The sequence below is a fragment of the Sphingomonas bacterium genome (assembly GCF_028292945.1).
GTDB lineage: Bacteria > Pseudomonadota > Alphaproteobacteria > Sphingomonadales > Sphingomonadaceae > Sphingomonas.
This window is the reverse complement of the sequence record NZ_JAQGLJ010000004.1, coordinates 1-13,996: the sequence shown is the minus strand read 5'-3', so window position 1 is coordinate 13,996 and position 13,996 is coordinate 1. Positions and strand designations below refer to the sequence as shown.

Genomic DNA, 13,996 nt, shown 5'->3' with positions numbered 1-13,996 from the left:
GGCGTGCCCAAGACGCTGATCCAGTTCCTGATCCGCTGGTGCATCCGCACCGACCAGTATGACGTAGCTACCGATGCAGTCCTCGACGCCATCCTGGCGCAGGAGATTTCGCCCGAACTCGTCCCCGCCGACGCGTCAGGCGCGATGCAGAGCACGGAAGAGAAGGTCGGTCCCTATGCGCTCAACGACTTCTTCGCGCATTACGTCATCCGCCACGGCCTTGCGCCGTCGAAGATCGCGTTTCTCGCCTGGCACGCCTGGCGCGACATCGATGCCGGCCGCTGGCCGCTCGATTTTCCGCCCAACGCACGGACAGCCTATGACCTGCCGACGGTCAAGCTCTGGCTCGAGCGGTTTCTGCACCGGTTCTTCGCCGGCAGCCAGTTCAAGCGTTCCGCGCTGCCCAACGGGCCAAAGGTATCGGCGGGCGGCGCCGTGTCGCCGCGGGGTGACTGGCGCGCACCGTCGGACGGCACCGCGCGTGTCTGGCTTGATGAACTTGGCCGCAACGTACCCTGATCGGCGTCCTAATAGAGGTCGCCGGGCGCAAAGCCGTTCAGCTACCTTGCAAAAGGTGCTGGCCGCGCGCAATGAGAAGGCCTGATGACAACGCCTCCCCCGGATGGATCGCGCGATCGCCGGATCGAGGACCCATCGAACCGCTGGTTCATTCACCCCACAGCCCGCTCGCTTCTTCCGCTTGCGCTGCGCTTTGGCGTGCCTGCCAATGCGGTCTCCGTTGTCGGACTGCTGATCGGCGCCGCCGCCGCCTGGGCTTATGTCCAGGGCGGCACGGCCATGGTGCTGATCGCCCTGTTGCTGTCGATCGGATGGCTGATCGCCGACGGCCTCGACGGCATGATCGCCCGTGCGACCGGGACCGCCAGCGCGCTGGGCCGGTTTCTGGATGGCGTATGTGACCATGGCGTCTTCGTCTTGATCTATTTGGCGCTTGCAACGGCGATCGGTACGCCAGGAGGCTGGGCGCTCGCGATCGCGGCCGGTGTCGCGCACGGCGTCCAGTCGAGCCTGTACGAGGGCGAGCGCGCCCGTTTCCATCGCCGGCTGAAAGGCGTGGCACAGGTCGACGCGCCGGCCCCATCGGCAAACCCGCTGGTCCGCTGGTACGACGCGCTGGCCGGCAGCATCGGCCGGCTTGGGCGACCGTTCGAAATTGCTCTGGCGACCAGCCCGCAAGCCGAAAGATTCGGTGCGGATTATGCCACCCAGGCGGTTCCGCCGATGCGTCTGCTGTCGCTGCTGACCGCGAATGTTCGCGTACTCGCCATCTTCCTTGCCTGCATCGCCGGCCGACCTACCTTGTTCTGGTGGTTCGAGATCGTACCGCTTACCATCATCGCCGCCGTCGGCCTGGTCTGGCATCGTCGCGTCGAACACCGCTTCGCTGCACCGGCCACCTCATCCAAGGGCGACCGCCCCTCCTTCTACGCTTAGTAATCGGGAATATCGAATGACCAGCATCCGCGTCGCCGTGGTCGGCATCGGCAACTGCGCCAGCAGCCTCGTCCAGGGGCTGGAGCATTACCGAGAGGGGTCCAACGACAATGTCGGTTTGATGCATTGGGAGATGGGGGGCTACAAGCCGTCGGACATCAAGGTCGTGGCTGCATGGGACGTCGATCGTCGCAAGGTGGGCTCCGATGTGGCGGACGCGATCTTCGCCAAGCCGAACTGCACCGCGATTTTTGCGCCGAACGTCACCGCGACGGGCACGGTCGTGAAGATGGGCAAGGTGCTGGACGGCGTCGCCGATCACATGAGCGAGTTCAAGGACGACCGCACCTTCCTGGTCGCGGACGGTGACCAGCCCAGCAAGGAAGACGTCGTCGCGGAACTGAAGCGCTCGGGCGCGGACGTGCTGATGAACTACCTCCCCGTCGGCAGCCAGGAGGCAACGGAGTTCTACGCCGAGTGCGCGCTGGAGGCGGGCGTCGCCTTCGTGAACAACATCCCGGTCTTCATCGCGTCGGACCCGGTCTGGGCCAAGCGGTTCGAGGACGCCGGCGTGGCGATCATCGGTGACGATATCAAGGCACAGCTGGGCGCGACCATCGTCCACCGCGTGCTGACGGACCTGTTCGCCAAGCGCGGCGTCAAGCTGGAGCGGACCTATCAGCTCAACACGGGCGGCAACACCGACTTCCTCAACATGTCCAACCACAAGCGGCTGGCGTCGAAGAAGGTGTCAAAGACGGAGGCCGTCCAATCAGTGGCGGCGGAGCGGATGGACGACGACAACGTGCATATCGGCCCGTCCGACTATGTGCCGTGGCAGAACGACAACAAGGTCTGCTTCCTGCGCATGGAAGGCTCGATGTTCGGTGGCGTGCCGATGAACCTGGAGCTGCGGCTGTCGGTAGAGGACTCGCCCAATTCGGCAGGCGTCGCGATCGACATGATCCGCTGCGCCAAGATCGCGCGCGACCGCGGGATCAAGGGCGTGATCGATCCGGCGTCGGCCTATTTCTGCAAGCATCCGCGCAACCAGATGACCGACGATCTCGCGCAGATCGCCGTCGAAGAGTTCATCAAGGCCGCCTGATGATCACCACGGCGGTTCTGCTCGCCGCCGGACATGGCAGTCGCCTGCGCGATGCCGCGCCGGTCAAACCGCTCTGCCCCGTCGCGGGCAAGGCCCTGATCGATCATGCGCTCGCCGGGCTGGCGCGGGCAGGCATGACGCGCGCGATCGTCGTGCTCGGTTACGAGGCGGCACGGATCGAGGCGCACCTTGCCGCCGCACACCTGCCACTCGCAGTGGAGATCGTGCGCACGCCAGATCCGGAGCTGCCCAACGGCGTCTCTGCGCTAGCCGCGGCGGACGCGGTCGACGGCGACGGCGCGCTGCTCGCGATGTGCGACCACCTCGTTTCTCCCTCGCTGTATGCCCGTGTGGCAGCTGTCGGTGCGGGCGATGGGGTGCGACTCGGGATCGACCGGCGGTTGCAGCACCCGTGGGTAGACGATGACGACGTCACGCGCGTGTTGACGGCTGGCGATCGCATCGTTGCGCTGGGCAAGGGGCTGGCGGACTACGACGCGCACGACACGGGCGTGTTCGCAATCGGCCCCGCCTTGTTCGATGCGTTGAGGACCCTCGCGTCGCCTTCGTTGACGGAAGGAGTGCGTATCCTCGCCGCGCAGCAAAAGGCGCGGATCGTGGACTGCAGCGGCCTCGACTGGATCGACGTCGACGACGCGAAAGCACTCGCTCAGGCGGAGTCATGGCAGGCCACGTTGGCTGCGTAGACTCTCTTCGCCGAGTCAGGAGACGATCAGACCCGCCGTAGCGCCACAGTCGCGTCCCCCGCCCGCACCTCGTACATCGCTATGGTCGCGACGGTGAACGGTTTCGCGATCACCGTCGACACCGCCCGGAACTCCGCCCGCGCGTGCTCGCGCGTCAGGGTCAGCAGGACGTACCCCTTCGCGCGCTGATCGCAGAACAGCACCTCCTCGTTCATGGCGGCGATCATTGCGCCGATCGGGACGTCGGGCATCGCCGCGCGCGCGTGTGCCGCCTGCAGGTCGGGGTCGCGCTTATACTGGGCATGGCGCAGCCAGTAATCGGCCAGCGTCGTCATCTCGCGCGGCGACTCCGGGACGCGGCCCAGCCGCTTACCGGTCGCCGCTCCATAGCCCTCGGGCCCGTACTCGTAGAGATAATCGCCCAGATGCACGACCGCATCGACGCGCGGCAGGTCGGCGATGGCGCGATAGGCGTTGAACAGCCCGCCGGGATGGAGTGCGCACGACGCGACCGCGAGCACCACGTCGGCGGTCTTGCCGTTGGGCAGCGTGCGGACCTGCCCCTCTTAGGTGACTGCACGCCCGCTGCCTCGAACCGATAACGGTACGCGCGGCCGGGCTTGAGTTTGCGCGCCTCCACCTTGACCATCCAGTCGCGGCTGGCGCGTGCCTCGGTTTGCCCCTTTTCGATGACCTTGCGGCCCTCCAGCACCCGCCACGCGACGGCGATCGGCGCCTGATGCCCGGCCGGCGGGCTCACACGCGTCCACAGGACCGCGCCGATGGACGTCGGGTCACCGCTCGCGATACCATGCGCGAATGTCACCCCGGCCGGTGCGGGCCGCGCGCCTGCCGCACGCGGTAACGTCGCTGCCGCGCCGAACAGGCCCAGCAACGAACGCCGATTGATCGGCATCGCGCATTTCCCCTTGCATGGGTCCTTTACGCTCCTGCAATCCTGCCGCAACAAGCACTTAAATCCACGGGGAGTTGATCATGCGCGTGACAACCGGACTAATCGGCAGCCTGGCCCTGATCGCGAGCCTCGCCGCCGCGCAGGACCGGCCCGCGCCGGCACCGCTGACGTCGACGGGCGACGTGCCCGCCAAGTTCACGCCACCCCTCGGCGTAAGCGACTATGACAAGCGCGTGGTCATGATGCCGATGCGCGACGGCACCAAGCTGTACACCGTCATCGTTGTGCCCAAGGGCGTCAAAAACGCGCCGATCATCCTCACGCGCACGCCCTACAACGCCAAGTCGCGCGCCAACCGCTCCGATAGCGCGTCGATGCTCAACACGCTCCCGCTCGCCGACGAGCCGTTCGTGCGCGGCGGCTACATCCGCGTCTATCAGGACGTGCGCGGCAAATTCGGGTCGGAGGGCGATTATGTCGTCACCCGCCCGGTCATCGGCCCGCTCAACCCGACGACGGTCGATCACGTCACCGACGGCTACGACACGATCGACTGGCTGGTGAACAAGGCGAACCTGCCCGAGTCGAACGGCCGGGTCGGCATGATCGGCTCGTCCTACGAAGGCTTCACCGTCGTCATGGCGCTGCTGAAGCCACACCCCGCGCTGAAAGCGGCGGTGCCCGAAAGCCCGATGATCGATGGTTGGATGGGCGACGACTGGTTTCATTACGGCGCGTTCCGGCTCGCCAATATTGCCTGGCTGGGGTCGCAGACCGGCTACAAGGGTGAGGGCAAGGCGCCCCCGACGGGCGGCTGGGACGATTACGACAATTTCCGCGAGATCGGTTCGGCGGGCGACTGGGCGAAGAAGTCTGGCTACGACCAGCTCCCCTTCTGGCAGCGCATGTCGGGGCACCCGGCTTACGACGAGTTCTGGCAGGGGCAGGATCTGGTCAAGCTGCTCAAGGCCAGTCCGTCGGACGTACCGACGCTGTGGGAGCAGGGCCTGTGGGATCAGGAGGACATGTGGGGCGCGATTCAGGCATGGGAGGGCCTGAAGGCGAGCGGCAAGCTAGCCAACAACTCGCTCGTCATGGGGCCGTGGCGGCATAGCCAGGTCAACCGCGAGGGCCGAAGCCTCGGCCCGTTCCAGTGGAACGGCGACACGGCGGCGCAATTCCGCGAGACGATGGTGCTGCCCTTCTTCGAACAGCATCTGCGCGACGGGCCGCCCGCGAACCTCCCCGCGGCGGCGATCTACAACACCGGCGAGAACCGCTGGGATCGGTTCGCTGCTTGGCCGGTCGCATGCGAGAAGGGCTGCCCCTCCCCGCTCCGGCCGATCTACCTGCAGGCGGCGGGCGGCCTCAGCTTCCAGGGCAGCGGAGCCGGCGGCGACAGCTATGTCTCCGACCCGGCCAAGCCGGTCCCACACCTGCCGCGTCCCGTGAATTTCGACGACGGCCGGTGGGGCGACTGGCTGGTGCAGGATCAGCGTTTCGCCGACGGCCGGCCCGATGTCATGACCTACAGGACGCCCGTGCTGACCAAGGCGGTGCGCGTATCGGGCGCGCCGATCGCGGACCTCTGGGCGCGCACGACCGGGAGCGACGGCGATTTCGTCGTCAAGCTGATCGACGTCCACCCGGCCGAGAACGCTACCGACCCGAAGATGGGCGGCTATCAGCTCGCGGTCAGCCTCGACATCTTTCGGGGTCGATATCGCAAGGATGTCGCCAACCCGTCGGCCATCCCGGCCGGCAAGCCGCAGCAATACCGCTTTCGCCTGCCGGCGGTGAACCACGTCTTCAAACCCGGCCACCGCATCATGGTGCAGGTCCAGTCGACGCTGTTCCCGCTCTACGATCGCAACCCGCAGACCTATGTGCCCAACATCTTCTTCGCCAAGCCCGGCGACTACAAGGCGCAGACAGTCACGCTGCTACGCGGCGGCGCAACGCCAAGCGCCGTGTTGCTGCCGGTGGTGGAGTAGAGGGAGGTGGCAGGCACCAGGTAGCAGCAGAGCTCCCCTCCACCCCCTGCTACCTGCCACCTACTTCAAGCACGCCACCAGTCCCTCGATCACCGCCGCCGTCTCGCGCGGCTCGCGCACGCGCACCGTGTCCAGCCCCAGCGTCTTTGCGGGATAATCATTCCCCCCCGGAAAGATCGCGTCGCCGATGAACATCATATCGTCCAGCGGGACGCCGCTCGCATCGCGCAACTTCTTCAACCCGTAGGCTTTGTCGACGCCTTCGCGCGTCACGTCGATCGAGGTCGCGCCCCCCATGTTTATCGACAGGCCCGGCAACCGCGTGCGCAGGTCGGCCTGGATCACCTTGCGCTTGGCGAAGTCAGGATCCCAATGCTCCTTGGCGTCGAGCGGCGCCTGCTGGCCAAGCGCGGAGAAGGTGATCTGCGAGCCGCGATCCTCGACGCGCTCGCCCCACACCTGCTCGGGCACCATGCCCGTCGCCGCCAGCGACTCGTCGAAGGCGGCCAGAATGCGGTCGCGCAGTTCAGGCTCGAACAGCTCGGCATAGACCGTGCCCCACTCGCCATCGCGAAACGTATAGAGCTTCGTGCCCGTGGTCGGCATCAGCCACAGCTTCGACCGATCGGCGCGCTCCGGCAGCCGCGAGGCGACCTGCTTCTGGAACTGCGGCCAGTCGCCGCCCGAGATCACCGCCACATGCGCAACGCCCAACAGGTCGGCCAGCGCCTCACCCATGAACGGCTCAAGCGCCTGCTTGCTGGCGGCGAGCGTGTTGTCGAGGTCGAAAGCGACGAGCTGTTTCATGCGAACTCCAGGGCGGGAAGGATAAGCGTATCGATCGCCAGCGCGACGCCATCCGCCGTGTTGGCGGCGGTGACATGCGCGGCGGCGGCCTGCACGTGATCGGGCGCGTTGCCCATCGCTATGGCAAGCCCAACGCAGGCGAGCATCGGCAGGTCGTTGGCCTGATCGCCGATCGCGGCCACCTCCGCCAGCGGCATCCCAAAGGCGGTGGCGAGCGCAGCGACGCCGGCACCCTTGTTCGCCTCCAGCGCGGTGACGTCGAGATAATAGGGCTGCGACAGGGCCACTGTCGCCCGGCCCGCGAAGTCCGCCTCGATCCGCGCGTGCAGTGCGTTCAGCACCGCCGGCGTGTCGCTGACAAAGGTGATCTTATCGGCGCGATCGAGCAGGTCGGCGAAATCGCGCCGCACCACCGGCTCCTGGTTCGCGGCCTTGCGCTCCGACCCGACATGCGCACCCTGGTCGGTGGAGGCGAACCACTGGTCGTCGGCGAATACCCAGATGTCCACGTCCGTCGCCATCGCGATCACGCCGCGTGCGACCGCCGGATCGACGACGTGCTGAACGTCCACCCTCCCGTCGCGATGAAAGATCGTGCCGCCATTGAACGCCGCCATTGGCCCGTTGATCGCCAACGCCTCGCCGATCGGCACCACCCCCGATCGCGGCCGGGCCGAGATGACCGTGAACGCCACTCCAGCCGCCCGCACGCGCGCCACGGCGTCGATGGTCGCAGGGGTCAGCTGTTTCTGCGTGTCCACCAGCGTGCCGTCGACGTCCGAAACGAGCAGGCGATACTTCACTGCGGCATCTCGACGTGCCCGCCGAAACCGAACCGCATCGCCGACAGCACCTGGTCGCCGAACGTATGATCCACCCGACTGCGATAGCGTGCGAACAGCGCGGCGGTGAGGACGTTGGCGGGCACCTTCTCCTCCATCGCCGCGTCGATCGTCCACTGGCCCTCGCCTGAATCGGCGACCTTGCCGGAGAAGCTCTCGAGCATCTGGTCCTTGGCCAGCGCCTGCGCGGTCAGGTCCAGCAGCCAGGATGAGATCACCGACCCGCGCCGCCATACCTCGGCGATGTCGGTCAGGTTCAGGTCGAAGCGCTCGTCTGGCGGCAGCTTGTCCGACTTCTTGCCCTTGAGGATGTCGAAGCCCTCGGCATAGGCCTGCATCAGGCCGTACTCGATGCCGTTATGGATCATCTTGACGAAATGGCCCGCCCCCGCGGGCCCGGCGTGGATGTAGCCCTTTTCGGCACGCGCATCCTCCCCCTCGTGCGCCATGCGATTGGGCGTGCGCGGGATCGTGCCCAGCCCGGGTGCGAGCGCATCGAAGATCGGGTCGAGATAGTCGACCGCTTCCTTGTCGCCGCCGATCATCATGCAATAGCCGCGATCCAGGCCCCAGACGCCGCCCGACGTGCCGACATCGACATAGCGAACACCCTTCTCCGCCAGCTCCTTCGCGCGGCGAATATCGTCCTTGTAAAAGCTGTTGCCGCCGTCGATGATGATCGCGCCCGCGCCGCATTGGCCCGCCAGAGTGGCGATCGTATCCTCCGTCGGCGCGCCGGCGGGAAGCATCACCCAATAGATCGCCGGCGCATCGAGCAGATCGTGCATCGCTGCCAGCGTGTCGGCACCCTCCGCCCCATCCGCGACCAGCGCCGCCACCATCTTCGGATCGCGATCGAACGCCACCACCCCATGGCCGGCGCGCATCAGCCTGCGTCCGATATTGCCGCCCATCCGGCCCAGGCCGATGATCCCGATCTTCATGCTAATCCCCTGTCCGCGAGCGTGTGCACACAACCCGAGAGCCTTAGCCCTGCGTTGGCTTCTTCTTCGCGATCGCGTCGAGCAGGTCGTCGAACGCCTTGGCGAACGAGGCGACGCCCTCCTCTACCAGTCGTCCGGTGACGCCGTTCAGATCGAGTCCCAGCCGCTCCGCCTCCGCCAGCACCGCGCGCGCCGCGTCGACATCCTGCGTCAGCGTGACCGCCACGGTGCCTGAGTCGCGGAACGCATCCATCGTCTTGGGCGGCATGGTGTTGACCGTGTCCGGCCCGATCAGCGTGTCGACGTACAGCGTCTGCGCATAAGCCGGGTCCTTGACCCCGGTCGATGCCCACAACAGCCGCTGCGGCCGCGCGCCTTTTGCCGCCAGCGCCTGCCAGCGATCCGACGCTATGAAGTCCTGATACCAGGCATAGGCCGACTTCGCATTCGCGATCGCCACCTTGCCGCGCAGCGCCGTCAGCGCCGTCGTCTCGGCATCGCCCGCCTTCACCCGCTCGTCGATCTGCTTGTCGATCGAGGCGTCGATCCGGCTGACGAAGAAGCTAGCGACCGAGGCGAGCCCGTCGATCGGCTGCCCCTGCCGCACCCGCTCCTCCAGCCCCGTCGCGTACGCCTCCGCCACGCGGACATAGGCATCGAGCGCGAACAGCAGCGTCACGTTGACATTGATCCCCGCCGCGATCGTCGCGGCGATGGCAGGACCGCCGGCCAGCGTGCCGGGGATCTTGATCATCAGATTGGGCCTGTCGACCGCCGCCCACAGCCTCTTCGCCTCCGCGATCGTCCCGTCCGTGTCGTCGGCGAGGTAGGGCGACACCTCCAGGCTGACATAGCCATCGGTGCCGTTCAGTCTGTCATATACCGGCCGCAGCGTGTCGGCGGCGTGCTTGATGTCCTCGATCGCTTGCCCCTCGTAGCGATCGATGGTCGCCGCGTCCGGGTTGCTGGCATCGAACGTGGCAAGGCTCGCGTCATAGGCGTCGCCATAGCCCATCGCCTTTTCGAAGATCGCCGGGTTCGACGTGACCCCCGTCAGTCCATCCGCTTCGACCAGCTTTTTCAGCCCACCCGCGGCGAGGAATTTACGATCGACGAAGTCCAGCCACACTGCTGTACCGGCGGCGCTGAGTTCCTTGAGTTTGCTCACTTCTTCGTCTCCGCGATCAGCTGCTTCGCCTTGGCGACGATGTTGTCGACGGTGAAGCCGTATTTGTCCTGCAATTTGGCGATTGGAGCCGACGCCCCGAACGTCGCCATGGTGATCGTGTCGCCGGCCGTGCCGACATAACGATGCCAGCCCAGCTCGCCCGCCATCTCCACCGCCAGGCGCGGTTTGACGGCGGGCGGCAGCACCGCGTCGCGATACGCCTCGTCCTGCAGCTCAAAGCGATACCAGCTCGGCAACGAGACGACGCGGCTCGCCACGCCCTCGTTGGTCAGCTGCTCGTGCGCCTTCACGACCAGCGACAGTTCGCTGCCTGTTGCCATCAGGATGACCTCGGGACTGTCGCTGTCCGCCAGCACATACCCGCCCTTCAGCACGCCCTCGGCGCTCGCATATCTGTCGCGGTCGAGCGTCGGCAGCGCCTGGCGGGAGAAGATCAGCGCCGTGGGATGATCCGCGTCCATCACCGCCGCCTTCCATGCCCATGCCACCTCGTTGGCATCGCCCGGGCGGATCGTGTCCAGCCCCGGGATGGCGCGCAGCGTCGCCAGCTGCTCGATCGGCTGATGCGTCGGTCCGTCCTCGCCGACCCCGATCGAGTCGTGCGTGAACACCCAGATCGCGCCCAGCTCCATGATTGCCGACAGCCGGACCGGCGGACGCATGTAATCGAGGAAAACCAGAAACGTGGAGCCGTACGAACGCAGGTGCGACAGCGCCATGCCGTTCACCACCGCGCCCATGCCATGCTCGCGAACGCCGAAGTGGAAGTTGCGGCCCGCGTAGTTCGCCGCCTCGAACGAGGGCGCGCCCTTCACATCCGTCTTGGTCGACGGCGCCAGGTCGGCCGAACCGCCGATCAGCCACGGCACCCTGCCCGCGATCGCGTTCAGCACCTTGCCGCCCGAGTCGCGACTGGCGAGCCCCTTCTCGTCCGCCGCGAACACCGGCACGTCCGTGTCCCAGCCGTCGGGCAGCCTGTCGTGCAGCAGCGCGTCGAGCTCCGCGGCCAGCGCCGGCTCGGCGGCGCGGTAGCGGTCGAAGGTCGCCGCCCACTCCGCGCGCAGCTTGCCGCCGCGATCCGCGACCGAGCGGCCGAACGCCTCGCGCACGCCGTCGGGCACGAAGAACGGCTCCTCGCTCGGCCAGCCATAGGCCCGCTTGGTCGCCTTGATCGCATCGACGCCCAGCGGCTCGCCGTGCGCCTTTTCGCTGCCGGCCTTGGGGCTGCCCCAGCCGATGACCGACCGCACGACGATGAACGTCGGTCGGTCATCGCAGGCGCGAAACGCCTCCAGCGCCGCGGTCAGCGCACCAACGTCGTTGGCGTCGTCGACATGGATAACCTGCCAGCCATAGGCCTCGAACCGCTTGCCCGTATCCTCGACAAAGGCGAGATCGGTGTCGCCCTCAATGGAAATCGAGTTGCTGTCGTAGATCCAGCACAGGTTCGACAGCTTGAGATGCCCGGCCAGCGACGCCGCCTCGCTCGCCACGCCCTCCATCATGTCGCCGTCGCCCGCGAGCACATAAACGTCGTGATCGAACAACGTGAAACCCGGTCGGTTGTACCGCGCCGCGAGCCAGCGCTCCGCGATCGCCATGCCGACCGAATTGCCGCAGCCAGCGCCGAGCGGCCCGGTAGTCGTCTCCACCCCGGTCGTGTGGCGGTACTCCGGATGCCCAGGCGTCTTGGAACCGAGCTGCCGAAACGCGCGGATATCGTCCAGGCTCACTGCCTCGCGCCCGCTCTTCTTACCCTCGGCGTCGATCTCCTCGATCCCGGCGAGGTGGATGAGCGCGTAGAGCAGCATCGACGCATGCCCGACCGACAGCACGAAGCGATCGCGGTTCGGCCAGTCCGGCTGCGCGGGATCGTAGCGCAGGAACTTGGTCCACACCGTGTGTCCGACCGGTGCCAACGCCATCGGGGTGCCGGGATGACCTGAATTGGCCGCCTGCACCGCATCCATCGACAGCGTGCGGATCGTGTCGATCTGCAGGCGCTCGGGGCTGCCGTCTTCGGCATGAGAGGCGTCGGGCATGCAATTTCCTCGATCGATGACGTGGCCGAACGCGGCCTCACGCTTCGAGTTGCCTAGCCGCCCCGCTCCAGCCTCGCAACGACGCCGTGGGTCGCGATATAGGCGGCATCGACCTCGTCCAGGAACAGCCCGTGCCCCACCACGCCGGGGATCGCCTGCAACGCCGCCGCCAGGGTGCCCGGATCGGCGACCTGCGCGTCGTGGCAGTCCGCGATCAGATTGCCATTGTCGGTCAGGTATGCGCCTCCCGAAGCAGGAGCACCTCGCACCTCAACCCGATCGAACAGCTCGCGCAGGCGCCCCAGCACAAAAGCGCGCGCGAAGGGAAGCACCTCCACCGGCAGCTTGGCCGCGCCGAGCCGCTCGACCAGCTTCGACCCGTCGGCGATGACGATCATCCGCGTCGACGCCGCCGCCACTGCCTTTTCCCGGAGCATCGCGCCGCCCGCTCCCTTGACCGCGATCAACGCGGCGTCGATCTCGTCCGCCCCGTCGATCGTCAGGTCGACCGCGGCGACGTCGGAGAAATCGAGAACCTCGATCCCCAGGGTCCGCGCCTGATCGGCGCTGGCCACCGAGGTCGCCACCGCCCGGATGCGAAGCCCCCCAGCCACGCGCCGCCCGATCGCATCGATCGCCAGTGCGGCGGTTGAGCCGGTGCCCAGCCCCACCAGCATGCCGTCGCACACCTCCGCCACGGCCGCATCGGCGGCCAGCTGTTTGTCCTTGTTCATTCGCGGCAACCTATCATGCCGCCGCCGCGTTCGCAGCTGCACAATTTACGTGGCAGGCTATGGCAAGACTCCTGTCCTTGGTGCAAGGGCGGCACTTCTGGTGAATGGTTCAGGCGGTCGCATGGTGAGTATTGGCGGCGCACGGCCCGCGTTCGGCCTCGGCGCCCTGCTGCTGCTCGGTGCCTGCGGTTCCGGCGAGGGTGCCGCTGGCAGCGCCGCCGGCGGTGGTCGTGGTGGTCCGCAGGGGCCGCCGCAGGTCGGCTTCGTCGTGGTTCAGCCGACCAGCGCGCCGATCATCGCCGAGCTGTCCGGCCGCACCACCGCATTCGAGTCGTCCGAGGTGCGGCCTCAGGTATCCGGCGTGATTCGCCGCCGTTTCTTCACCGAAGGCGCGCTCGTGCGCCAGGGCCAGCCGCTCTACGAGATCGATCCCTCGCTGTACCGGGCCTCCGTCGCCCAGGCTGCCGCCAATCTGGAGGCGGCGCAGGCAAATGCCCAGGCAGCGCAGACCCAGGCCGCCCGCTTTGCGCCGCTCGCGCGGATCGAAGCGGTGTCGCAGCAGGAATACACCAACGCCGTCGCCCAGGCGCGCCAGGGTCGCGCTCAGGTGGCGCAGAACCGTGCCGCGCTGGATACGGCACGGATCACGCTGAAGTTCACCACCGTGCCTGCGCCGATTTCCGGTCGCATTGGCCGTTCGCTGTTCACGGTCGGCGCGCTGGTGTCGAACAACCAGGCCGAGCCGCTGGCGCAGATCCAGCGGCTCGACCCGATGTTCGTCGATATCCAGCAATCCGCCGCCGACCTCCTGACTCTGCGCCGGCAGCTGGCCGGCGGCGGCGTCGCGGCGGCGGTCGCGGAGGTCCGCCTGACGCTGCCCGATGGCAGCGTCTATCCCGCCGCGGGCACCGTTGAGTTCGCCGAGACGGTGGTCAGCGCCGACACCGGCACCGTGACGCTGCGGGCGCGCTTCCCCAACGCACAGGGCATGCTTCTTCCCGGGCTGTTCGTCCGGACCCGTTTTGCCCAGGCGATTGATGGCAGCGTCTTCCTGGTTCCGCAGCCGGCGATCAGCCGCGACGCCAAGGGGGCCGCCACGCTGTACGTGGTCGGTCGTGGCGACCGCGCGGTGCAGCGCACGGTCACGGCGGATCGGACCCAAGGGCAGTATTGGGTCGTCACCGCCGGCCTGCAGCCCGGTGACAGGGTCATAACGCAGGGCCTCGGCAGGCTGCTCCAGGCGGCCGCGCGCGGCGCC

General features: G+C 67.3%; 12 protein-coding genes and 2 pseudogenes. 6 read left to right on the top strand and 8 right to left on the bottom strand.

What is annotated here, in order from left to right; genetic code table 11:
* The 4 genes and pseudogenes from nadE to JWN21_RS00390 form a co-directional block, all read left to right on the top strand.
* Positions 1-519, top strand: a pseudogene (gene nadE, locus JWN21_RS00405) (NAD(+) synthase); the annotation flags it as partial.
* Positions 520-603: 84 nt separating this feature from the next.
* Positions 604-1,455 (top strand): CDP-alcohol phosphatidyltransferase family protein, encoded by an 852-nt coding sequence (locus JWN21_RS00400; RefSeq protein WP_299645410.1) that lies wholly within the window; start codon positions 604-606, stop codon positions 1,453-1,455.
* A 16-nt stretch (positions 1,456-1,471) separates the two neighbouring features.
* Positions 1,472-2,563 (top strand): inositol-3-phosphate synthase, encoded by a 1,092-nt coding sequence (locus JWN21_RS00395; protein WP_299645409.1) that lies wholly within the window; start codon positions 1,472-1,474, stop codon positions 2,561-2,563.
* The gene (locus JWN21_RS00390) at positions 2,563-3,270 is read left to right on the top strand and encodes an NTP transferase domain-containing protein (protein ID WP_299645407.1); all 708 of its coding nucleotides are present in this window, start codon (positions 2,563-2,565) and stop codon (positions 3,268-3,270) included. The genes JWN21_RS00395 and JWN21_RS00390 overlap by 1 nt, the downstream gene beginning before the upstream one ends.
* A 26-nt stretch (positions 3,271-3,296) precedes the next feature.
* Here the strand turns inward: JWN21_RS00390 and JWN21_RS00385 are convergent, their stop codons facing one another.
* Positions 3,297-3,794: an alkaline phosphatase D family protein gene (locus tag JWN21_RS00385; protein ID WP_299645406.1), complete on the bottom strand. Its 498-nt coding sequence runs from the start codon at positions 3,792-3,794 to the stop codon at positions 3,297-3,299.
* Between the two features lie 92 nt (positions 3,795-3,886).
* A pseudogene (locus JWN21_RS00380) lies at positions 3,887-4,186 on the bottom strand (PhoD-like phosphatase N-terminal domain-containing protein); the annotation flags it as partial.
* 80 nt (positions 4,187-4,266) lie between these two features.
* On the opposite strand from JWN21_RS00380, the gene JWN21_RS00375 reads away from it, so the two are divergent.
* On the top strand, positions 4,267-6,180 hold the full coding sequence (locus JWN21_RS00375; protein WP_299645405.1) for a CocE/NonD family hydrolase: 1,914 nt from the start codon (positions 4,267-4,269) through the stop codon (positions 6,178-6,180).
* A 60-nt stretch (positions 6,181-6,240) separates the two neighbouring features.
* Here the strand turns inward: JWN21_RS00375 and JWN21_RS00370 are convergent, their stop codons facing one another.
* The 6 genes from JWN21_RS00370 to rpiA are packed head-to-tail and all read right to left on the bottom strand — an operon-like array spanning position 6,241 to position 12,738.
* Positions 6,241-6,987 (bottom strand): HAD-IIB family hydrolase, encoded by a 747-nt coding sequence (locus JWN21_RS00370; protein WP_299645404.1) that lies wholly within the window; start codon positions 6,985-6,987, stop codon positions 6,241-6,243.
* Complete coding sequence (locus JWN21_RS00365) at positions 6,984-7,790, bottom strand: Cof-type HAD-IIB family hydrolase (protein ID WP_299645403.1); 807 nt, start codon at positions 7,788-7,790, stop codon at positions 6,984-6,986. Before JWN21_RS00365 ends, JWN21_RS00370 begins: the two co-directional genes overlap by 4 nt.
* A complete protein-coding gene (gnd, locus tag JWN21_RS00360; protein WP_299645402.1) occupies positions 7,787-8,773 on the bottom strand; it encodes a phosphogluconate dehydrogenase (NAD(+)-dependent, decarboxylating) in 987 nt (328 codons plus the stop codon). Before gnd ends, JWN21_RS00365 begins: the two co-directional genes overlap by 4 nt.
* A gap of 43 nt (positions 8,774-8,816) precedes the next feature.
* The gene (gene tal / locus JWN21_RS00355; protein ID WP_299645401.1) at positions 8,817-9,941 is read right to left on the bottom strand and encodes a transaldolase; all 1,125 of its coding nucleotides are present in this window, start codon (positions 9,939-9,941) and stop codon (positions 8,817-8,819) included.
* A complete protein-coding gene (tkt, locus tag JWN21_RS00350) occupies positions 9,938-12,004 on the bottom strand; it encodes a transketolase (RefSeq protein ID WP_299645400.1) in 2,067 nt (688 codons plus the stop codon). Before tkt ends, tal begins: the two co-directional genes overlap by 4 nt.
* A gap of 53 nt (positions 12,005-12,057) precedes the next feature.
* A complete protein-coding gene (rpiA, locus tag JWN21_RS00345) occupies positions 12,058-12,738 on the bottom strand; it encodes a ribose-5-phosphate isomerase RpiA (protein ID WP_299645399.1) in 681 nt (226 codons plus the stop codon).
* A gap of 121 nt (positions 12,739-12,859) precedes the next feature.
* On the opposite strand from rpiA, the gene JWN21_RS00340 reads away from it, so the two are divergent.
* Positions 12,860-13,996, top strand: a 1,137-nt coding sequence (locus JWN21_RS00340; protein ID WP_299645398.1) for an efflux RND transporter periplasmic adaptor subunit, incomplete at its 3' end; no start/stop codon positions are given.

Bases quoted from the DNA above. Each gene is read 5' to 3' on its own strand.
- JWN21_RS00400 (WP_299645410.1), top strand. From the start codon at position 604: ATGACAACGCCTCCCCCGGATGGATCGCGCGATCGCCGGATCGAGGAC.
- JWN21_RS00395 (WP_299645409.1), top strand. From the start codon at position 1,472: ATGACCAGCATCCGCGTCGCCGTGGTCGGCATCGGCAACTGCGCCAGC.
- JWN21_RS00390 (WP_299645407.1), top strand. From the start codon at position 2,563: ATGATCACCACGGCGGTTCTGCTCGCCGCCGGACATGGCAGTCGCCTG.
- JWN21_RS00375 (WP_299645405.1), top strand. From the start codon at position 4,267: ATGCGCGTGACAACCGGACTAATCGGCAGCCTGGCCCTGATCGCGAGC.
- JWN21_RS00370 (WP_299645404.1), bottom strand. From the start codon at position 6,987: ATGAAACAGCTCGTCGCTTTCGACCTCGACAACACGCTCGCCGCCAGC.
- gnd (WP_299645402.1), bottom strand. From the start codon at position 8,773: ATGAAGATCGGGATCATCGGCCTGGGCCGGATGGGCGGCAATATCGGA.
- tkt (WP_299645400.1), bottom strand. From the start codon at position 12,004: ATGCCCGACGCCTCTCATGCCGAAGACGGCAGCCCCGAGCGCCTGCAG.
- rpiA (WP_299645399.1), bottom strand. From the start codon at position 12,738: ATGAACAAGGACAAACAGCTGGCCGCCGATGCGGCCGTGGCGGAGGTG.